The organism is Streptomyces sulphureus DSM 40104, assembly GCF_000381025.1.
Lineage (GTDB): Bacteria > Actinomycetota > Actinomycetes > Streptomycetales > Streptomycetaceae > Streptomyces > Streptomyces sulphureus.
In genome coordinates, this window is the sequence record NZ_KB905813.1 from 118,560 (window position 1) to 138,218 (window position 19,659).

At 73.9% G+C, this 19,659-nt stretch carries 14 protein-coding genes and 1 pseudogene; 7 read left to right on the forward strand and 8 right to left on the reverse strand.

What is annotated here, in order from left to right; translation table 11 throughout:
* Positions 1 to 45: 45 nt before the first annotated feature.
* The gene (locus F603_RS31325; RefSeq protein ID WP_019544075.1) at positions 46 to 1,824 is read left to right on the forward strand and encodes a PP2C family protein-serine/threonine phosphatase; all 1,779 of its coding nucleotides are present in this window, start codon (positions 46 to 48) and stop codon (positions 1,822 to 1,824) included.
* 60 nt (positions 1,825 to 1,884) lie between these two features.
* Here F603_RS31325 and F603_RS0100535 read toward each other — a convergent pair whose 3' ends face one another.
* Positions 1,885 to 2,685, reverse strand: coding sequence for an SAM-dependent methyltransferase (locus F603_RS0100535; RefSeq protein WP_019544076.1), 801 nt, complete (start codon positions 2,683 to 2,685; stop codon positions 1,885 to 1,887).
* 393 nt (positions 2,686 to 3,078) lie between these two features.
* On the opposite strand from F603_RS0100535, the gene F603_RS0100540 reads away from it, so the two are divergent.
* Complete coding sequence (locus F603_RS0100540) at positions 3,079 to 3,513, forward strand: cupin domain-containing protein (RefSeq protein WP_019544077.1); 435 nt, start codon at positions 3,079 to 3,081, stop codon at positions 3,511 to 3,513.
* Positions 3,514 to 3,845: 332 nt separating this feature from the next.
* A pseudogene (locus F603_RS31330) lies at positions 3,846 to 5,419 on the forward strand (alkaline phosphatase D family protein).
* Positions 5,420 to 5,943: 524 nt separating this feature from the next.
* On the opposite strand, the gene F603_RS0100550 reads toward F603_RS31330, so the two are convergent.
* The 3 genes from F603_RS0100550 to F603_RS0100560 all read right to left on the reverse strand — a co-directional run bounded on the left by F603_RS0100550 (position 5,944) and on the right by F603_RS0100560 (position 10,113).
* Positions 5,944 to 6,684 carry an SDR family NAD(P)-dependent oxidoreductase gene (locus F603_RS0100550; protein ID WP_019544078.1) on the reverse strand — a complete coding sequence of 247 codons (741 nt, stop codon included), beginning with the start codon at positions 6,682 to 6,684 and terminating at the stop codon, positions 5,944 to 5,946.
* Positions 6,685 to 6,831: 147 nt separating this feature from the next.
* The gene (locus F603_RS0100555; protein WP_019544079.1) at positions 6,832 to 8,829 is read right to left on the reverse strand and encodes an aconitate hydratase; all 1,998 of its coding nucleotides are present in this window, start codon (positions 8,827 to 8,829) and stop codon (positions 6,832 to 6,834) included.
* Positions 8,830 to 8,988: 159 nt separating this feature from the next.
* Positions 8,989 to 10,113, reverse strand: coding sequence for a DmpA family aminopeptidase (locus tag F603_RS0100560; RefSeq protein ID WP_026328026.1), 1,125 nt, complete (start codon positions 10,111 to 10,113; stop codon positions 8,989 to 8,991).
* A gap of 555 nt (positions 10,114 to 10,668) precedes the next feature.
* On the opposite strand from F603_RS0100560, the gene F603_RS0100565 reads away from it, so the two are divergent.
* Positions 10,669 to 11,232, forward strand: a complete 564-nt coding sequence (locus F603_RS0100565) for a DUF2243 domain-containing protein (RefSeq protein WP_019544081.1) — start codon at positions 10,669 to 10,671, stop codon at positions 11,230 to 11,232.
* On the forward strand, positions 11,232 to 12,041 hold the full coding sequence (locus tag F603_RS0100570; RefSeq protein WP_019544082.1) for a cytochrome c oxidase assembly protein: 810 nt from the start codon (positions 11,232 to 11,234) through the stop codon (positions 12,039 to 12,041). Before F603_RS0100565 ends, F603_RS0100570 begins: the two co-directional genes overlap by 1 nt.
* Before the next feature lie 391 nt (positions 12,042 to 12,432).
* Here the strand turns inward: F603_RS0100570 and otr(A) are convergent, their stop codons facing one another.
* Both otr(A) and F603_RS0100580 read right to left on the reverse strand, forming a co-directional pair.
* Positions 12,433 to 14,418 (reverse strand): tetracycline resistance ribosomal protection protein Otr(A), encoded by a 1,986-nt coding sequence (gene otr(A), locus F603_RS0100575; RefSeq protein WP_019544083.1) that lies wholly within the window; start codon positions 14,416 to 14,418, stop codon positions 12,433 to 12,435.
* 743 nt (positions 14,419 to 15,161) lie between these two features.
* Positions 15,162 to 16,283 carry a pyridoxal-phosphate-dependent aminotransferase family protein gene (locus tag F603_RS0100580; protein ID WP_019544084.1) on the reverse strand — a complete coding sequence of 374 codons (1,122 nt, stop codon included), beginning with the start codon at positions 16,281 to 16,283 and terminating at the stop codon, positions 15,162 to 15,164.
* Positions 16,284 to 16,443: 160 nt separating this feature from the next.
* On the opposite strand from F603_RS0100580, the gene F603_RS0100585 reads away from it, so the two are divergent.
* Positions 16,444 to 16,902 carry a hypothetical protein gene (locus tag F603_RS0100585; protein WP_019544085.1) on the forward strand — a complete coding sequence of 153 codons (459 nt, stop codon included), beginning with the start codon at positions 16,444 to 16,446 and terminating at the stop codon, positions 16,900 to 16,902.
* Between the two features lie 39 nt (positions 16,903 to 16,941).
* On the opposite strand, the gene F603_RS0100590 is transcribed toward F603_RS0100585, so the two are convergent.
* Positions 16,942 to 17,475 (reverse strand): ferritin-like domain-containing protein, encoded by a 534-nt coding sequence (locus tag F603_RS0100590; RefSeq protein ID WP_016905259.1) that lies wholly within the window; start codon positions 17,473 to 17,475, stop codon positions 16,942 to 16,944.
* Between the two features lie 111 nt (positions 17,476 to 17,586).
* A complete protein-coding gene (locus F603_RS0100595) occupies positions 17,587 to 18,687 on the reverse strand; it encodes an MGDG synthase family glycosyltransferase (RefSeq protein WP_019544086.1) in 1,101 nt (366 codons plus the stop codon).
* A gap of 189 nt (positions 18,688 to 18,876) precedes the next feature.
* Between F603_RS0100595 and F603_RS0100600 the strand changes: the two genes are divergently transcribed.
* The gene (locus tag F603_RS0100600; protein WP_019544087.1) at positions 18,877 to 19,659 is read left to right on the forward strand and encodes an SDR family NAD(P)-dependent oxidoreductase; all 783 of its coding nucleotides are present in this window, start codon (positions 18,877 to 18,879) and stop codon (positions 19,657 to 19,659) included.

The window sequence follows — 19,659 nt, forward strand, 5'->3', positions numbered from 1 at the left end:
GTTCGGATGAGCGCGAGTCCCCGATCACCACGGAGGACGCACTCCATGACCCCCTCGCTCCCCGGCTCCGCAGGCGGCACGCAGGCGACATCCGGCGGCCCCGACCGAGGAGAGCGCACCGCTGACGGCCGGGCGCCGTACACCGCGGAGCCCCCGCCCCAGGAGCAGGCCGGCATCCTCGAGGAGCTGGGCTTCGCGGCGGCACGCACCGCGGCCCGCGCCCGCATTCGGGCGCGCCGCCGGGCCGCCGAGCACGGCGGGCGAGGCCACTACGCACCCGAACCGGGCCCGCCCGCGGGCACGACCGTCGCCCTCGGCGAGGGCGCGCCCGACTGGGCGCGCCCCGTCCTCAGCGTCGCGACGACGCCGTCGGCGATCCTCCGCCCGGACCGCGGCCCCGACGGCGAGATCGTCGACTTCACCCTCGTCGCCGGTAACGCGGTCGGCACGGAGAGCTGGGTCCGCGACCCCGCGGCGCTCCTCGACCGCCCGCTCTCCGAGAGCAACCCCGGTATCCGGACGGGTGGCCTCTACGACTTCTACGCCGACGTCCTCGCCGTCGGCGAGCCCCGGAGCTTCGAGAACGTCGACTACCTCGACACAGTCGACCGGCGCTCGGTGGTCGTCCGGGTGCACGGGACGGCGAGCCCCTACGGCGGGATGCTGCTCGTCGCCTGGGAGGCGCAGCGGCCCTCGGAGCTCAGCGAGCGGGTGCAGCGCTCCAGCAGGATGGGGTGGGCCGAGTGGGACCTGCTCAACGGTGAGGTCTACGCGTCGGCGGGGCTGCGGGAGCTGCTCGGTCTGCCGGACGCGTCGGAGCGGGTGCCCGCCGAGGCGACGGAGCTCGCACGCCTCCTCGACCCGCGCGACCTGGTGGACTTCTCACGGCAGGTGCGCGGACTCCTCCAGGGCGAGGAGGTCTCGGAGAGCGCCGTCACCGTCCACGTCGGCGGCGAAGAGAGAACGCTCCGCTGGCTCGGGCAGCCGGGCGGCGCACAGGCCGGCGGGCCACCGGAATCGCTGCTCTTCACCGTCCGCGACATCACCGAACAGCACCGCGAGCAACAGGAGTTGCGGCGAGTGCGCGAGGCGGCACACCGGCTCCGGCAGGAGGCGGCGGCCGAGCGCAAGGTCTCCGAGACGCTGCGCCGTGCCCTGACGCCCCGCCTGCCAGGGACCACGGCGCCCGGGCTCTCCGTCGCCGCCGGGTACCTGCCCTGGGACCGGAGGGTGGGCGGCGACTGGTACAAGTGCCGCAGCCTCCCGGACGGGCGGCTGCTCGTCGCGATCGGGGACGCCTCGGGGCACGGCGTCGACGCGGCGAGCCGCGCCGTGCAGCAGCGTGCCGCCCTCGCCGGGCTCGCCTACTCGGAAGGCGACGCGGCCCAACTCGCCGCCCACCTCGGCGAGGTGGTCTACCACGACGGCATCGACACGACCGCCACGGCGGCGCTCGGTCACCTGGACCCCGCGGAGCGCACCTTCCGCTGGTCGAGCGCGGGGCACCCGGCGCCCGTACTCGTCCGGAACGGGAGCGCCGAGCCGCTGGACGCGCCACTCGGTGTCCTGCTGGGCGTCGACACGCTGGCCGGATACGCCGTCGACACCGTGCAGTTGCAGGCGGGGGACCTACTGCTGCTCTACACCGACGGCATGGTGGAACGCCGCGGCGAGGACCCCGACGTGGGGGTGCGGTACCTGCTGGACGCCGCCGCCTCACAGCAGTGGAGCGATGCGCACGCCGCCGTCGAGACCCTGATGGGCGCACTCGTCGGCCCGTGGACGGACGACGACGCGACGGTGCTCGCGCTCCACTTCCGGTGACCGCCCGGCCCCGACTCCCGTGCGACGGAACCCGGTTGCCGTCTCACACGGACGGGAAGCTCAGCGCTTCCGTGCCACGCCGGCGAAGAAGGCGGCCTCCGCGTCGGTGTGGTGGACGGGCCCGTCCGGGCGCCAGCGGTGGCCGGGGACGAGCCCGGGCGCGAGGAGTTCGAGTCCCGTGAAGAACGGCTCGATCTCGGCACGGCTGCGGGAGTGCACTTCGGCGCCCCCGTCCCGGTACGTCTGCTCGCCCCGGCGTGCCTCCTCCCCGGTGGCGAACTCGTGGGTGCCGTGGGAGAGAACGAGGAAGCTGCCGGAGGGAAGCGCGTCGACGAGGCTGCGCACCAGTGCGTGGGGCCGGTCGTCGTCCGCGACGAAGTGCATCAGGGCGACGAGGGAGAGCGCGACGGGGCTCGTCAGGTCGAGGGTCTCGCGGACCTGGCGCGAGGCGAGGAGGTCGTCGGTCCGCACGTCGGCCTCGACGTAGGCGAGGCCGCCTTCCGGAGCGCCGCGGAGCAGCGTGTCGGCGTACTCCAGGACGAGCGGATCGTTGTCGGCGTAGACGATGCGGGACTCGGGGGCGATCTGCTGCGCGATCTGGTGGAGGTTGGGCGCGGTGGGGATGCCGGTCCCGATGTCGAGGAACTGACGGACGCCGTAGTCGCGCGCGAGGGTGCGCGTCGCGCGGTGCATGAAGGCCCGGTTGGCGCGGGCGAAGACGGAGATGTGGGGGAACGCCTCGAGCAGGGCCTCGGCGGTGCGTTGGTCGGCCTCGGACCAGTCCTTTCCGCCGAGGTAGTAGTCGTACATCCGGGCGGGGTGGGGCCGGTCGGTGCGGAGCGTCTCGGGCGGCTCGGGCATGGCTGCCTCTCGATCGGGTCGGTCGGCGTCCGGGCCGGGTGCGAGGGCGGTCGCTGACGGACTCGTGGGCGGAGCCGGGCCGTCGCGGAAACTAGCAGGTGCGCGGCGGTGGCGGAAGTGGAGGCGTGGGCGGCCGGCGTTGCGGGACGCTGCCCGGTCCGCGTGCGTCGGCGGGGCGTGTCTTCTCAGCAAACGGCGGGGGAGCAGGGCGGGGCCTGGCACGTCGTTGGTCGCATATGCCGGTTGTGAGGTCGGGGAGCGTCGTGGGCGGCGTTCTTTTGCGGTCGACCGGGATCGCGGGGCCAGGAATGGTTCCGTGCCCTTGTGCGCATATTCCTCTCAGACAGCCAAGTGCCCGCCGGGCGGGCAGTGTTGAGAGCGAAAGGTTTGCCCATGCGCATGGCCAGCAGAGGGACGCCGGTACTCGTGGCGGCGGTCGCCGTGCTCCTCCTCGCGGCCGCGGCCGCCTCGGCGACGCCGGGTCGCGGAGTCGAGTCCACGACGCTGGCGGAGCGGACCGTCGACGGCACCGACTACATACTCAAGGAACTCCACGTGGCGCCCGGCGGTTCGACGGGCTGGCACACGCACGCCGGCGTCCTCCACGCCGAGGTGGAACAGGGCACCCTGACGCACAACGCCGCGGACTGCACGGTCGACGGCGTCTACGGCCCCGGCGACCGGTTCACGGAGCCGGCCGGCGAGGCCAACGTCCACATCGGTCGGAACCTCGGGGAGACCACGGTCGTGATGAAGGTCCTCTACGTCCTGCCGGAGGGCAGCGAGCACGCGGAGGACGCGGAGAACCCCGGGTGCGACTTCGAGTGAGGGGGTCTCGCTGAACCGGGGGCCGGTGCGGGGGAGTTGACCTGTACTGGGGCTGCGGCTTCGGGCGGTGACGGTGGGTCGGGTTCATGAGCCCCCACAGCGGTCCGCCCTGCCGAGCAATCCCCGCAACTCCCCGCGGTACGGCAGCGGTTGACAGCCCCGGCCCCTACCGGCCCCCGCCGCCGCACCCTGTCCCGCTCCCGTACTCGCGCGTAAGCTGACGGATCGTGACGTCCACCCCTACCTCACCCCAGCAGCCCGCCCTCCCGGGCACGCGTGCCGGCGGACTGCGCCGGCGCACCGTCGTCGCCGCAGGCGCTGCCGGAGCGGCGGTGCTTCCGCTCGCCGGCCGGTTGCCGAGCGCCACGGCGGCCGAAGGCCCCTCCTTCCTCCACGGCGTCGCCTCCGGCGACCCGCTCCCCGACGGCGTCCTGCTCTGGACGCGCGTCACCCCGGAGCCGGCGGCCGTGCCCGGCTCGGGCAAGGGAGCAGCGGTCGAGGTCGCCTGGGAGGTGGCGGAGGACGCGGAGTTCACGCGCACCGTCGCCTCCGGCACGGCGAAGGCCGAGGCGGACTCCGACCACACCGTCAAGGCCGACGTGCGCGGACTCGCCCCCGCCACCGGCTACTTCTACCGGTTCACCGCGGGCGCCGGTACGTCGCCGACCGGGCGGACGCGCACCGCCCCCGCGGAGGACGCCACGGCGGGCAACCTCCGCTTCGGCGTGGCCTCCTGCGCCAACTACGAGGGCGGCTACTTCGCCTCGTACCGCCACCTCGCCGCGCGCCGCGACCTCGACGCGGTGCTCCACCTCGGCGACTACATCTACGAGTACGGCCACGGCGAGTACCCCACGGGCAACCGCGCCGTGCGCACCGTGCAGCCGGAGCACGAGATCCTCACCCTCGCCGACTACCGCGTGCGGCACGGTCACTACAAGGCCGACGCCGACCTCCAGGCGATGCAGGCGGCCCACCCGGTCATCGCCGTCTGGGACGACCACGAGTTCGCCGACAACGCCTACGGCGGCGGCGCGGGCAACCACGACCCGGAGACGGAGGGCCCCTGGGATGACCGGGTCGCCGCCGCGAAGCGGGCGTACTTCGAGTGGATGCCGGTGCGGCCCTCGACCGAGGGGACGACCTTCCGCCGCCTCCGCTTCGGGCGCCTGGCCGAACTCTACCTCCTCGACCTGCGCTCCTTTCGCGACGAGCAGGCCACGATCGGCGACGGCCGCGCCATCGACGACCCCACCGCACCCTCGCGGGCCGCAAGCAGTTGGAGTGGCTGAAGTCGGGTCTCAGCGCCTCCCGTGCGCAGTGGAAGCTCGTCGGCAACTCGGTGATGATCTCCCCGCTCGCCTTCGGCAGCGTCCCGGCGAAGTTCCTCGGGGCCCTCGCCGAACTCCTCGGCGTCCCGCGGGAGGGCCTCGCCGTCAACACCGACCAGTGGGACGGCTACACCGCTGACCGCACGGAGCTCCTCACGCACCTCCGGCGCAACGGCGTCACCGACACGGTCTTCCTCACCGGCGACATCCACATGCACTGGGCCAACGACGTGCCGCTGCTCGCTGCCGACTACCCCCGAGTCGCCCCCGTCGCAACGGAGTTCGTCGTCACCTCGGTGACCTCGGACAACGTCGACGACGTCCTCCGCGTCGCCCCTGACACCGTCTCCGGCGTCGCCGAGAGCGCGGTCCGCACGGCCAACCGGCACGTGCGGTGGGTCGACATGGACTCGCACGGTTACGCAGTCCTCGACATCGACGCCGCACGCGCGCAGATGGACTACTACGTGCTCTCCGACAAGAAGGACCCCGACGCCACCTCCGCATGCCGCCGCTCCTACCGCACCGCGAGCGGCACCTCCCGCCTGGAGCGGGCGGACGCACCGGTGGGGTGAGCGGCCGGGGTTTCGGCCCCGGCTCAGACGCAGGGTCCGTTCCGTCGGGCCGGTCCGGGCGTGCCGTTCAACGACTCTCCCTGACACGCCCGTTCACCGTCCGGTCCGTCGGACGCGCGGGCGGCCCACGCCCCGCGGAGAGGCCGCGCTCACGGACGGCTGCCCTCCCCGCCGGAGGCGCCGACGCCGCCGACACGTTGCTCCTTCGCGTCCCGCTCGGCCCCACTTCGTTCCGCTGAACGACCGCCCACGGCCCGCCCGTTCACCGCCCGGCCCGCCGTTCGCGCGCAGACGGTCCATGACCCGCGCGGGGGCGGCCGAACTCCGTGGACGGCCCGCCCTCCGTGCCCCGGGGACGCGAGCTGGGGTTGCTGATCACGGCAGCGTCATCAGCGATTCCGTCCCTGCGCGCCTGCCGCGGCCTCGCTCCGGCCCCCGCTGAACCATCGGACACGGCCTGCCCGTCCACCGCCCCCGGCAGGCGTCCGACACCGCCGAGCACCCTGCGGAACCGGGTGAAGCCCTCACCGTGCAGTCAGTCCACCGTCCACGAAGAGCTCGGAGCCCGTGACGAAAGAGGAGTCGTCGCAGGCGAGGAAAGCGATCGCGGCGGCGACCTCGGCCGGCTCGCCGAGCCTGCCCATCGGCGTCGCCTCCGCCAGCGGAGTCCTGTTCCCCTCGCCGAGGAGCGGCGTCTCGACGAATCCCGGGTGGACGCTGTTGACGCGGATGCCGTCCCCGGCCCAGTGGAGCGCGGTGTTCCTGCTGAGCAGCCGGACGGCGCCCCTCGCCGCGTGGTGTGCGGGGGGTGTCCCGGAGCCGCCCGAGGCCCCCAAGGGCGCGCCGACGTTGACGACGGAGGCCGCGGGTGACGCCTTCAGCAGTTCGGCCGCCGCCTTCATCCCGAGGAACACGCTGGTCTGGGCGACGGCGACGACCCGGTGGTAGGTGTCGACGTCGGTCTCCTCGAGCGATCCGTCGTCGCCGACGCCCGCGTTGTTGACGAGGACGTCCAGGCCGCCGAAGCGCTCCGCGACGCCTTGCACCGCACGCGTCCAGCCTTCCGGGTCCGTCACGTCGAGGTCTAGGAAGACGGCGCGGCCGCCCGCCTCCTCGATCTCCTCGACGAGTGTCGTGCCCGGCTCGTGGTGCAGGTCGGCGACGGCGACGGCGGCGCCCTCGCGCGCCAGGCGCCGGGCCGCGGCCTTGCCGATGCCGCCCGCACCGCCGGTCACCAGCGCCGTCCTGCCGTCGAGCCGTGCCATCGCCGCCTCCTCGCCGAGGTGTCCCCTGCCCTGCCGCCGGGCCGGACGTGACGATACGTCCCGTGTGTCCGGCGATACGCCCGAACGTCCGGGCCACGGCGGCAAGTTCCACCGGTTCGAGTGAGAGAGCCGGATCGGGTGCGCTCGTCAGGCGCCCGGCTCGGGGAGTGCGCCGCCGGCGAGCGCCGGGATGATGCCGCCCGCAAGGATGATCCGGCACTGGCGCGGCGAAAGGCTGTGCCGCACCGTGTACTCCTCGCCCCGGTCGGTGTTCTCCACGCGCACCAGCGGCTCGGTGTCGTCGCCGAGCGCGCGGTGGAGGTCGGGGAGGCGCAGGGTGGTGCCCTTGGCGATGCGGTCCGCGTCTGCCGGGTCTTCGAACTCCAGGGGAAGAACCCCGAAGTTGACGAGGTTCTGCCAGTGGATGCGCGCGAAGGACTTGGCCAGGACGGCCCGGAGTCCGAGGTAGCGCGGGGTGATGGCGGCGTGCTCGCGGGAGGAGCCCTGCCCGTAGTTCTCGCCGCCGACCACGAAGTGCGCCCCCTCGGTACGGCCCGCGTGCTCCGGGTACTCCGGGTCGATGCGGGTGAAGGTGAACTCGGCGAGCTTCGGGATGTTCGAGCGGTACGGCAGGGCCCGCGCTCCGGCCGGCGAGATCTCGTCCGTGGAGACGTTGTCGCCCGCCGTCAGGAGGACGGGGCCCGTCAACTCATCCGGAAGCGCGTCGAGTTCAGGGAGCGCGGAGACGTTCGGGCCACGGTCGAGGTCGACCCGGACGGCCTCCTCCGGCGGCAGCGGCGCCTCCAGCATCGCGGTGTTGACGGCGGCGCGCCGGGGCGGGCCGAGACCGTCCGCCTGCTCCGTCGGATCGAGCCCGACGTCGGCGGCCCAGCGCCGGGGATCGGTGATGACTCCGGTGAGTGCGGAGGCCGTGGCCGTCTCCGGCGAGCAGAGCCAGACGGAGTCGTCCTCGGTGCCGGACCTGCCGGGAAAGTTCCGCGGGAAAGTGCGCAGCGAGTTGCGGCCGACGGCCGGCGCCTGCCCCATGCCGATGCAGCCGAGGCAACCGCTCTGGTGGAGGCGCGCCCCCGCCTGGATCAGGTCGAAGGTCCCGCCGAGCCTGGTGAGGTCCTGGAGGATCTCGCGGGACGTCGGGTTGACGTCGAAGCTGACGCCGTCGGCCGTGGACCGCCCGCGCACCATCGTCGCGGCCACCGCGAAGTCCCGCAGCCCCGGGTTGGCCGAGGAGCCGATCACCGCCTGGTCGACGCTCTCGCCCTCCACCTCGCGCACCGGCACCACGTTGCCGGGGGAGGAGGGGCGGGCGATCAGCGGTTCGAGGGAGGAGAGGTCGATCTCCTCCTCCAGGTCGTAGGCGGCGTTGTCCTCGGGGGCGAGCGGGGTGAAGTCCCCTTCCCTGCCCTCGCTGCGGAGAAAGTCGCGGACGGTCCCGTCGGCGGGGAAGACGCTTGTGGTGGCGCCGAGTTCGGCGCCCATGTTGGCGATGACGTGCCGGTCCATCGCCGTCAGATGCGCGAGTCCCGGACCGTGGTACTCCAGGATGCGGTTGACGCCGCCCTTGACCCCGTGCCGGCGCAGCAGCTCGAGGATGACGTCCTTCGCGCTGACCCACGGCGGCAGTTCGCCCGTGAGCCGCACCCCCCAGATCTGCGGCATCCGCAGGTAGAGCGGGCGTCCGGCCATCGCCAGCGCGACCTCCAGGCCGCCGACGCCGATCGCCAGCATCCCGAGCGAGCCGGCTGCGCAGGTGTGCGAGTCGGAGCCGGCGAGGGTGCGCCCCGGCTTGCCGAACCGCTGCATGTGCGTCGGGTGCGAGACGCCGTTGCCCGGCTTGGAGTACCACAGCCCGAAGCGGTGCGCCGCCGAGCGGAGGAACGCGTGGTCCTCCGCGTTGCGTTCGTCGGCCTGGAGGATGTTGTGGTCCACGTACTGCACGCTCACCTCGGTGCGCACGCGGTCGAGCCCGAGCGCCTCCAGCTCCTGCATGACCAGGGTGCCGGTGGCGTCCTGCGTGAGGGTCTGGTCGACGCGGAGGCCGACCTCCTCACCGGGCTCCGGCACCCCTTCCACCAGGTGCCCTTCGATGAGCTGATGCGCGACGGTTCCGTGTGCCCGCTTCGCCATGGGTAAGCCTCCTCGTCGTCGCCCACCCTCCGCCCGCTCGTGCCCGTACGCCGCCCTGCTGCTCGCGTGTCCGGGCCGCTTTCCCCGGGCGGGCGAGCGGTATTCCCCTTGCGGGGGAGCGGGTTGCGGGCGACGGGAGGCGGTCCCGTGCGGAGGCCGTCACACCGCCCGCGCCCCCAGCAGCTCCCGCGTCCGCGCCAGCGGCAACGCCGGCACGTGGTTCCCGTCGCGTCCCGTCATCGGGGCCGCACCGGTGAGGACGTTGAGGACCGCCTCCTCGACGCACTCCACCACCGCCTCGTAGAAGCGGTCCATGCGGCCCCAGGGCACGAAGCGGAGGGATTCGTAGGGCGCGTCGGCCTCGTCATGGGGGAAAGTGCTGTTGAGCGCGCCGGAGTTGGCCGTGGAGAAGGCGAGGAAGAGGTCCCCCGAGAAATGGCTGCCCGTGGTGCCCGTGCGGGCGAGGCCGAGCGGGACGCGGCGCGCGAGCGCCTTGCACTCGCCGGGGAGCAGCGGCGCATCGGTGCCGAGGACGACCACGATGGAGCCGGCGCCCGGTGGCACCGGCCGCGTTCCCCGGGATGCGCCGGTCTCGGAGGCGGCGAGCGCGTCCGGGTCGGGGAGCTCCCTGCCGACGGGCACGCCGGCAACCGTCAACTCCCGCTTGGCCCCGAAGTTCGCCTGAACGAAGGCACCGACGGTATACCGGTCGGCGCCGTAGGCGACCACCCGGGAGGCCGTCCCCGAACCGCCCTTGAACCCGTAGCACCGCATGCCCGTGCCCCCGCCGACGGCGCCCTCGGCGAGCGGCCCCGAGGCCGCGGCCTCGATCGCCTCCGTGGCGTGGCGGGGTCGGACGGCCGTGCCGTGGATGTCGTTGAGGTGCGCGTCCCAGGTCTCGGTGACGACCGGGAGCAGCCACTCGGGCGCCATGCCCCGGCAGTTCCGCCCGAGCCACTCGACGGCCCCGCGGTGGACCGGCCCGACGGCGTACGTGTTGGTGAGGAGGACGGGTACGGCGAGGGAGCCGGTCTCCTCCAGCCAGACCGTGCCGGTCATCTCGCCGTTCCCGTTGAGCGCATGCCAGCCGGCGGCGCACGGGTCGCCGACCCCGGCCCGCCCGCGGGGCAGAATCGCCGTCACCCCCGTCCGCACGTCGGAGCCCTCGACGAGCGTGACGTACCCGACCTCGATGCCCGGCACGTCGGTGAGCGCGTTCCACGGTCCGGGCTCGCCGTCGAAGGGGATGCCCGCCGCCCGCGCACGCATGCGATCTTCAGCCATGGGCCGAGCGTACGGGCGCCGCGGGGCGGGGACCATGGTGCCGCCAACGAACTTGCGATGCACGGAAGTTGACGCGCGGCGGACGTGGTGAGCGGGAAGCCGACGGAGAGCTTCGGTGCGTGCCCCCTCGTCAGCGTCCCGGCACCAGCCGAGATACCCCGCCCGAGCCGTGCGAACGTCGGCAACTCCGGTTGCGGGAAGCCCCACTTGCTCGTGGGGCGCCGGCGGCCCCGCCACCGGTCGCCGGGGCGCGCGACGCACCCCGCGCCGGAGGCGACGGCCGCCGCCTCCCGACCCTGCGCCCGTCCCGGGCGGCCGGGCGGCGCCGGGGTGGGCTGGCGGACGTGGTCCCCCGGTGCCGCACCGCTGACGGCGTCACCGGGCGCGCTCCCGACGAGCGCGGCGGGAGCCACGCGGACCTTGCCACCGCGCGTGACCGGGGACGTCGGACGTGGGCGAAACGGCGGAAGCAGCGCACGAGCCGGTGGTCCCGGCAGCGGCCGGGGAACGCCTGTCCGCGGAACGGCCAACTGTCGACAGGGCGGAGACCAGGAGATGACCACCATGGCGGGCACCGGTCCGGAGGCCCCGACGATCCCCGACAGCCTCCGACTGCCGGGGATCGTCCTGGGCGTGGGGCTCGGCGGCTTCGTCGACGGCATCCTGCTCCACCAGCTCCTCCAGTGGCACCACATGCTCACCGGAACCAACGACGACCGCATCGGGGTGAAGTACTACAACCCCGGCACGGTCTCGGGGCTGGAGATGAACACCGTCTGGGACGGCATCTTCCACGCCGTCTGCTGGCTCGCGGTGCTGTTGGGCCTCGCCGTCCTCTACTCCCGCGTCACCCACAACAGGCGGGCCGTGTGGACCTCGCCGGTCCTGTGGGGGTGGATCGTCGCCGGGTGGGGCCTCTTCAACGTGGTCGAGGGCATCCTCGACCACCACATTCTCGCCATCCACCACGTCCACGGCGGCCCCTACCAACTGTGGTGGGACATCGGCTTCCTCGTCGCCGGCTGCGTGCTCATGCTCGGCGGCTACCTGCTCCAGCGCACCGGCCGCCCCTTCGAACCCGGTACGCCCCGCGGCGCCCACCGCGCTGAGGGGCGCTGATGGACGGCGCACACCCGGCGCACCACGGCGCCTTCGCCGTCGGCCCACTCGTGCTGCCGCTCCTGCTCGCCGGAGGCGTCGGCTACCTGTACGCCGCACACCGGGCCAAGTGCCGTAACCCCGTGCAAGGTTGGAGCTCCTGGCGCTCCGCCTCCCTCCTCGCGGGACTGGCGCTGCTCGCCGTGGCGCTGCTGCCGCCGCTCGAGTCCGCCGCGCACTCCGACTTCCGCGTCCACATGGCACGGCACATGCTCATCGGCATGTACGCGCCGCTGGCGCTCGTGCTCGCCGCGCCCGTCACCCTTCTGCTGCGTACCCTCCCGCCCGTCGGCGCCCGCCGGGTGACGGCGGTGCTGCACAGCCCACCCGCACGCGTACTCGCCCACCCTTCGGTGGCGCTGCTGCTGAGCACGGGCAGCCTGGCCCTGCTCTACTTCACCCCGCTCTACGAGGCCGCCCTCGCCCACCCCGCCGGACACCCCCTGATGGACGCGCACTTCCTCGCGTCCGGCTGCCTCTTCGCCCACGCCGTCGCAGGACCCGACCCCGCGCCCGCGCGGCCCGGAGCGCCGACCCGGCTCGTCCACCTCGGCGGCGCCATCGCCGTGCACGCCCTGATCGCGCAGGCGATCTACGGCGGCTTCCTCGTCCACATCCACGCGCCCATCGACGAGGTCCGACAGGGCGCGGAGCTCATGTACTACGCCGGCGACATCGCCGAACTCCTGCTCGCCGCAGCCCTGGTGGCCACCTGGCGTCCCGAACGCCGGACCCGCCCGGCACGGGCGAGGATGCGCGAAGCGGCCTGAGCGTGGCGGGATGAGAACCGGACGCGAAGGCTTCGCCCGTCGAGGACGGGGCCCGGGCCGCCGCGGACGTCGAGAGGAACGGAAGCCGTGCGCGGAGCCGGCCACCCTGCCCGCCGACACCGCAGCGCGACGGGCAGCACCTGCACTGCCCCATCCCGGGCGACGGCGGCGAGGGCCCGCTCACAGGACGGGCGGACAGCCCTGAGCTTCAGCCGCTCCCCAGCGCAAGCCGAAGCCTCACCGGTGGCGAGCGACCCGAGCAACCCCGTCTGCACCAGGGCTCCGCCCGCGCACCCGGGCCGTGGCAGGCGGCAGCGGCCGGGAGTTCTTCCCGGCCGCTGCTGTTTCCGCCGCCTGCTCGGCCGGCCCGGCTTCCTTTATGAGGGAGCTTTCAAATGCGTTTGAGTACGTGCAGGAGGTACTCGTCCCGGTTGAGGGGGTCGGGCCCCTTCGGCCGTGGCCGGACGGGCGGCTCCCCGGCGGCGGGGCGATAGTCCAGGTGCTCGGTCACGAACACCCCCTCTCCCCGGGTCAGTGCGGGAACCTGCTGGCGGAAGTCGTGCACGAGGCCGGTCGGCATCGTGCCGCCCAGCCGGAAGACGTCTCCGTCGGCCGCGGGCACGCCGGGGGTCGCACCCGACTCCGCGAGTTTCGCCAGCACCTGGCTGAGCTGGGCGGCGGGGACCTCCAGCTCGAAGGAGCTGACCGGTTCGTGCACCCGGGTCCCGGCCTGCCGGAGCGCGTCCATCAGAACCAGCGGCGTGGCCGCGCGGAAGTCGTCGGCCGCACTGACCGGACTGGCGAAGCCGGTACGGGTCAGGGTGACGGCGCAGTCGGTGACCTGCCAGCCGCACAGACCGTGCCGCAGCGTGGTGCGCACCGCCTCCTCGATGGCTTTGTGAAAGGCCGAAGGCAGCGAGCCCAGCTTCACCGCCACGCGGAACGCGACGCCCGTACCCGGTGCCGCAGGTCCGACGTGCAGACCCACGGTCGCCCAGAAGTAGTTGCGGGTGCGCGTGTCCAGCTCGATCAGCGCCTCGCCCGTCCCCACGGGCTTCTCGATACAGACGGTGCGGGTCGGGTCGAAGCGCACGCGTACGTCGAAGGACTCGGCGAGCGTGCTGGAGAGGATCTCCTTCTGCACCTCCCCGTAGAGGCGCACCACGGCGCCGGTGGCGCTCTCCTCGTGGTACCGCAGGTCGATGGACGGGTCCTGCTCGTCCAACATGCGCAGCGCGGCGTGCAGCCGCCCGGCGTCCGCCGGTCGCTCCGGCCTGACCACGGTCTCCAGGCTGGGAGGGGCGAAGAAGCTCTGCGGTGGCGGACCGTCGAGACACCCGGCCCGGTCACCGACCCGTACGTCCTTCAGCCCCCGGACCTGCGCGATGTCCCCGGCACTCGCCCGGGCCTCACGGGTGGCCGAGCCGTGCTCGAAGACCCGCAGGGCGGTGATCCTCCCGCGATGCCCGGTGACCCGGCCGGTGTGGTCGGCGCGGTGCAGCGTCACCGAGTCACGGGTCCCCAGCGTGCCGGAGACCAGCCGCAGATACGCGACGGCCTCCCCGCGCGGACCGCGGTCCACCTTGAACACGGTGGCCCGCAGCGGCGCGTCCTTCGCGCCGCACACGGACGGCAGCAACTCCCGGATGCCGCACAGCAGATGGTCGAGGCCCTCGCCGGTCAGTGCGGAGCCGAAGAACACGGGGTGCACCAGACCGCTCCCGGTCTGCGCGGCGAGTTCCTCCGCGTACGCCCTCTCGGGCAGTACGCGCTCCTCGTCCAGGTAGGCGCTGAGGAAAGCGTCGTCGTGGTCGGCCAGCGTCTCACCGACCCGCACGGTGAACTCCGGGTCGGTGTCCGCGTCGAGCACGACGGCACGGGCCTGTGGCGTGCCCGCGTGGTCCACGGCGGACAGCGCGACGGCTGCGGGGGTGAGCCGCTTGCGGATCTCCCCCAGTACGCCGTCAGGGCGCGCACCGCCCCGGTCGACCTTGTTGACGAAGAGCAGCGTGGGAATGTCCAGTCTGCGCAGGGTCCGCATCAGGATGCGGGTCTGCGGCTGGACGCCCTCGACGGCCGACACCACGAGAACGGCACCGTCGAGCACCGCGAGCGCCCGCTCGACCTCGGAGAGGAAGTCGGAGTGCCCCGGAGTGTCGATGAGGTTGACCTTGAGGTCGTCCAGGACGAACGTGGCCACGGCGGACCGGATGGTGATGCCGCGCTGCCGCTCCAGCTCCAGCGAGTCGGTCTGCGTGGTACCGGCGGCCACGCTGCCGACCTCGTCGATCACACCGGTGCGGTGCAGCAGGCGCTCGGTGAGGCTGGTCTTACCGGCGTCGACATGGGCCAGAATGCCCAGGTTCAGCTTCTTCATGGGGAGGGTTCGGATTTCTCTGCGTCGCGATACGGGCCTTCCTGCCGGATTCGGTGATCGCCTGCCGCATCGTTCCGCCCTCTCTGCCGTCGCTGTGATCCGCCCGATGGGACACGCGCACGGGCGCGGTCACGGTAGCAAGGGCCGCCCCGGCGGCTCACTGGGTTTTCACGGCGACCGTCAGCCGGTCGGCGAGAAGGGCGCCGACGCGCTCCGGGCTGAGGGGCCGGTCTCCGCGGACGGTGGGGGCACAAGGAGGCCGCAAGTCGCCGCGGCGGAAGCGGAGGCGGCCGTACCGCCCTCACGGATCGCCTCGTCGGTCGGCGGGGCAGGCCGAACCCGGCGCCGGCGGGTGCAGAGGGGGGCCACCACTCGCGTCGTCGGGTCGCTCCGGGACTACCGATGTCGACGACGGCCACATGCGCCCTCGTCGACGCGGCGCGACAGCTCCTCGGCCGTCGTGCCGCAATGCGCCCGGCTCCCGGGAGCACCGTCGTTGCGGGCGTGAGCGCCGGGTTGTTCGAGGACAGTGCGGCCCTGACGTCCGGTGGCGTCCGACAGCGGGAACTCCTGCCCACGGGGCGGTGCGGCACCGCCCTCCCGGCGAGCGCGTCGGAGAACTCCAGGACCGGAGCACGCTCCCTCCGGTCCCTCACCTCCCCGACGGACCCGGGGCCGCCGGGGAGCAGAGCGAACTCCCGTCAGCTCAGCGAAGGTGCGAGTTGCGACCGCGGAGCCCCGACTCAGCGGACCGCCGCACTCCAGGCGGACTCCGCCGCCTGGACCGCGCCGGCCCCGTCGTCCGCGCGCCCCGACGCCCGCACCGCGGTGGCGAGCGCGCGGACCGTGGCGAGGACGCGGTCCCGCTCGGCCGCGCGCCCGTAGTGGTTGATCCGCAGCACCTCGGGCGCGAGGTCGCCGGCCGTCGCCTGGACCGGGACCGAGCCGTCCGCCGCGAGCGCGGCGGCGGCGACCTCGCGCGCGTCCGTGCCCGCGGTGCGCACCGTCGTCGCCACGGGCGCGGCGTCCGCGTCGCGCACCACGTACGGCGAGAGCCCGGCGAGCTCCCGCACCGCCGCGCGGACCGCGGCCGAGGCCGCACGGTGCCGCCGCTGCGCGGCGTCGAGGCCCTCGCGCTCCACCCGGTCGACGGCCTGCTCCAGCGCGAGCATCTCCAACTGCGCCGGCGCGTGCGGCAGGGCGCTCCTGCCGCCGTCGAGCCACCGCTTCCAGTCGAGGAGCGAGAGGTAGGAGCCGCGCGGCGCCCGCGGGTTGGCGGCGATCCGCTCCCAGGCGCGCTCGCTCACCGAGACGGCGGAGACACCGGCAGGACCCGCGAGCGCCTTCTGCCCGCCGACGACGCACAGGTCCACTCCCCACTCGTCGGTGAGCAGCGGCTCCGCTCCGACCGAGGCGACCGCGTCGACCATCAGCAGCGCCCCGTGCTCCCGCACGACCTCGCCGATCTCCGCGACCGGGTTGGTGTTCCCCGTCGCCGCCTCCGCGTGCACCAGGCACACCAGCTCCGTCGACGGGTGCGCGCGCAGCGCCTCCGCGACGCGCTCCGCCGTCATCGCCCCCGTGAATTCCGCCTGCAGGTCCACGACTCGAGAGCCGCCGGAGCGCAGCCACCCCGAAAACGTCTCCCCGTACGGCCCCGTGACCACGTTGAGCGCCGTCGCCCCTTCGTGCGCAGCCCCGCGGATCGCCGCCTCCAACGGCAGCAGCGCCTCGCCCTGCATCACCACGACGTCGGCGCGCGTCCGCAGCAGCGCCGCGACCTTGTCCGCGATGCGCGCGAAGTGCCCGGCGCCGAGCGGCGGGAGGTCGAGCAGCTCCGGTGTGGTTCCGTCCTGGACAGTCATGGCCTGGCCCTTCCGCGGTCCCCTCGCCTGCGCGAGGCGTTTCGCCAACAGACTCTACGGAGGAGCCCTCAGCCGTCGGGCGCGGGGTCGCGGGCCGGCGGGCGCCCCGCTACCGTCGGGGAGAGGCCGCCCTGCTCCGTGGCGGTCGTGGAGGTTCGGTATGGGACTGTTCCCCGAACTGCGCGACGTGGCCCCCCGCCTCGCCACGGGCGCGTTCATCCTCAACTCGGGCGTGGGCAAGCTGCAGGCGGATGAGGAGACCGCCGCAGGACTCCACGCCACCGCGAGCACGGCGTACCCCTTCCTCGGCGACATGGAGCCGGCGAAGTTCGGCCGCTGCCTCGCCTTCGGGGAAGTGGCGGTCGGCAGCGTCCTCCTCGCACCGTTCGTCCCCACGAAGGTGGCGGGTGTCGCGCTCACCGGGTTCTCCGCCGCACTCCTCGGGCTCTACCTGCGGCTGCCCGGGATGCGCGAGCCCGGCAGCCTCCGCCCGACGCAGGACGGCACCCCGCTCGCCAAGGACTCCTGGCTCCTCGGCATCGGCGTCGGCTTCCTCTGCGCCGGCAGCCGCAGCGGTCCGGCGCGGCGCGGCAAGCGCCGCTGCAAGCGCGGACGTTGACGCCGGCGGGGGTCGGGACCCCCGCCGGCGCACGGGGACTCAGCCCCCGATGAGGTCGAGCAGGTCGTCCGCGTGGTCCTCCTCCTCTTCGAGGATCTTCTCCATCACGCGCCGGCTCGTGGGGTCGCGGTCGGAGAGCCACCTGATGATCTCCTGGTACGTGGAGATCACGATCCGCTCCGCCAGCAGGTTGTCCTTGAGCATCTGCTTCAGGTCCCCGTCGGGCGGTGCCGTGTAGTCGGTCTGGGTGCGCTGCTGCAGCGTCTGCGGATCGAAGTCCGGGTCGCCGCCGAGCTGCGAGATGCGCTCGGCCGCCATCAGCGCGTGGTTGAGCTCCTCCTTGGCGTGCTCGGTGAACTCGTCCGAGACCTGCGCCCTGTCGATCCCGGTGGCCACGATGGCGTGCCGCGTGTACCGCAGCCAGCAGACGACCTCGGTCGCCAGCACCTCGTTGAGCACCTGGATGACGCGGTCCTTGTCGCTCCCGTACGTCTGCGTGACGGGGCCCTCGTCCATCTTCTTCCGCGCCTCGTCGCGGATTCTGCTCACGTCGACCACGAAGTCGTCGGTCACCCTGTGCTCCTTTGCTCCGGCCTGCACGTGCCCCACCACCCGTTCCCCCGCAGCCGCCGCATGCTCCGCCTCTCGCCGAGCTGCACCGGTTTGCCGCACCGAGGACCGCTGCTACGTCCGCTCCGCAGCCCCCGCGAGCGCCTCCAACCTGCGCACCGCGTCGCCGCGGAAGAGGGCGCGACCGGCTGCGACGTACGGGGCACGCGCCGAGGACGACCGCGCGAGCCGTCCGACGGTGGCGCCCGGCTCGCCGGGGCCCTCGGCGCGGGCGCAGAGTCCGGCCGCCGTCATCGCACGCATCCCCTCGGCCCCGTGCCCCGGGAGCGGGCGGTGGCCCACCACGGGGACGCCCGCCGCGAGCGCCTGCACGGCCGTCTGGCCCGCGGCGTTGTCGACGAGCACCCGGACCTCCGCCATCAGCTCCGGCAGGTCTCCCACCCAGCCCAGCGGGAGCAGCCCCGGCTCACGCGCCGCCTGCCGCTTGAGCCGCTCGTCGCGTCCGCAGAGCAGCACGGGCAGGCAGCCGGCGGCGGTCAACTGCCCCGTCGTCGCCCGTACGTCGCCGCCCACACCCCAGGCACCGGTCGAGAGGAGGACGGCGGGCCGGCCCCGCCCCGCCTCCTGCAGCCGGGCCTGCCAGTGCCCTTGCGGGTCCCGCGCCCTGAAGAAACCGTGCGGCACCACGGGGCCCGTCGTCTCGGCGGGGGTGCCGAGCGCGCCGTGCACCGCGTCGGCCGCCTGCCGGGTGACGCACAGGTAGAGGTCGTTGCCCGGATGGAGCCACCCGCGGTGCACGGCGAAGTCGACGAGGAAGACAGCGGTCGGCACCCCCAGCGCACCGCGGCCGCGCAGCCGCCCGACGACTTGGGCGGCCAGATGGAACGTCGCCACGACCACGTCGGGCCGCTCCTCCGCGACGAGGCGCAGCAACCCCCGCTCGGCGAGCGCCGCCAGCGGGCCCGCTCCGGGCCGCGGCCCGCGCCCGGGCGCGAGGAATCCCGCGTAGACGGCGCCGTAGAGCCGGGGCGCGTGCCGCAGCGTCGCGCGGTACCCGCTGCGGAGCGCGCTGCCGGTGCCGGCGGGGAGGAGGCCGAGGACGTCGCGGACCTCCGCCGCGTGGCCGCGCTCCCGCAGCCGCAGCGCGAGCTCACCGGCGACGGCGTCGTGGCCGGCCCCCATGCTGGCGCTCAGAAGCAGGAAGCGGCACGGCATGCGGGCCTCCCTCCTACCGATCAGGCGTAGCCTCCACTATCCCGCCCCCGACCGTTCCCCACCCGCCCCCGGCCTGGGGCCGAACGGATGGTTCGCGCACCTGCACCGCGCCGGTACGGACGCGCGGGCGGCACGGGTTGCCAGCATGCTGGGGTCCGGTACTCGCCTCGGTTCGTCAGGAGTGCGGCCATGCCCAGCAGCCCCGAGAGCAGCACCGTCGGCCGCCCCCGGCAGCCCTCGGTCCTCATCACCGGGGCCTCCTCGGGGATCGGGACCGCCGTCGCCGAGCGGCTGGCGGCGCAGGGGCGTTGGCGCCTGCTCCTCAACGGACGCGACGAGCAGCGCCTCGACGAACTCGCCGCGCGCACCGGTGGCGTCCCGCTCGCCGCCGACCTGACGAACCCCGACTCCCGCGCCCGTCTCGTCGACGCCGCCGAGGCGCACGGCGGCGTCGACGCGCTCGTCGCCGGCGCGGGGGCGGGCTGGGCCGGGCGGTTCGACTCGATCTCCGGCGCGGAGATCGAGGAGGTCCTCGACGTCAACCTCGGTGCCGTCGTCCACCTCGTCCGCGGCGTGGTGCCGGGGATGCTGGAGCGCGGACGGGGGAGCGTCGTGCTGATCGGTTCGGTCGCGGGCTGCGTGGGGGTGCGGAACGAGGCCGTGTACTCGGCGGCCAAGGGCGGGCTCGTCGCCTTCGCCGACAGCCTGCGGTACGAGGTGAGCGGTGACGGGGTGAGCGTCTCGCTCGTGATGCCGGGCGCCGTCGACACCCCCTTCTTCCGGCGGCGCGGGGTGCCTTACCACCGCAGCCGCCCGCGTCCCGTCGCGGCGGGGGACGTCGCGGCGGCGGTCTGCGAGGCGCTGCGCACCGGCCGGGCCGACATGTACGTGCCCCGGTGGCTCGGCATGCCGGCCCGGTTGCGGGGCGCCGCACCCGGCGTCTTCCGCTCGCTCGCCCAGCGTTTCGGATAG

Coding starts and splice junctions, on each gene's coding strand:
- F603_RS0100600 (WP_019544087.1), top strand. CDS start 18,877: ATGCCCAGCAGCCCCGAGAGCAGCACCGTCGGCCGCCCCCGGCAGCCC.
- F603_RS0100555 (WP_019544079.1), bottom strand. CDS start 8,829: ATGGCGAAGCGGGCACACGGAACCGTCGCGCATCAGCTCATCGAAGGG.
- F603_RS0100540 (WP_019544077.1), top strand. CDS start 3,079: ATGCGCATGGCCAGCAGAGGGACGCCGGTACTCGTGGCGGCGGTCGCC.
- F603_RS0100560 (WP_026328026.1), bottom strand. CDS start 10,113: ATGGCTGAAGATCGCATGCGTGCGCGGGCGGCGGGCATCCCCTTCGAC.
- F603_RS0100595 (WP_019544086.1), bottom strand. CDS start 18,687: ATGCCGTGCCGCTTCCTGCTTCTGAGCGCCAGCATGGGGGCCGGCCAC.
- F603_RS31325 (WP_019544075.1), top strand. CDS start 46: ATGACCCCCTCGCTCCCCGGCTCCGCAGGCGGCACGCAGGCGACATCC.
- F603_RS0100570 (WP_019544082.1), top strand. CDS start 11,232: ATGGACGGCGCACACCCGGCGCACCACGGCGCCTTCGCCGTCGGCCCA.
- F603_RS0100535 (WP_019544076.1), bottom strand. CDS start 2,685: ATGCCCGAGCCGCCCGAGACGCTCCGCACCGACCGGCCCCACCCCGCC.
- F603_RS0100565 (WP_019544081.1), top strand. CDS start 10,669: ATGACCACCATGGCGGGCACCGGTCCGGAGGCCCCGACGATCCCCGAC.
- F603_RS0100580 (WP_019544084.1), bottom strand. CDS start 16,283: ATGACTGTCCAGGACGGAACCACACCGGAGCTGCTCGACCTCCCGCCG.
- F603_RS0100550 (WP_019544078.1), bottom strand. CDS start 6,684: ATGGCACGGCTCGACGGCAGGACGGCGCTGGTGACCGGCGGTGCGGGC.
- F603_RS0100585 (WP_019544085.1), top strand. CDS start 16,444: ATGGGACTGTTCCCCGAACTGCGCGACGTGGCCCCCCGCCTCGCCACG.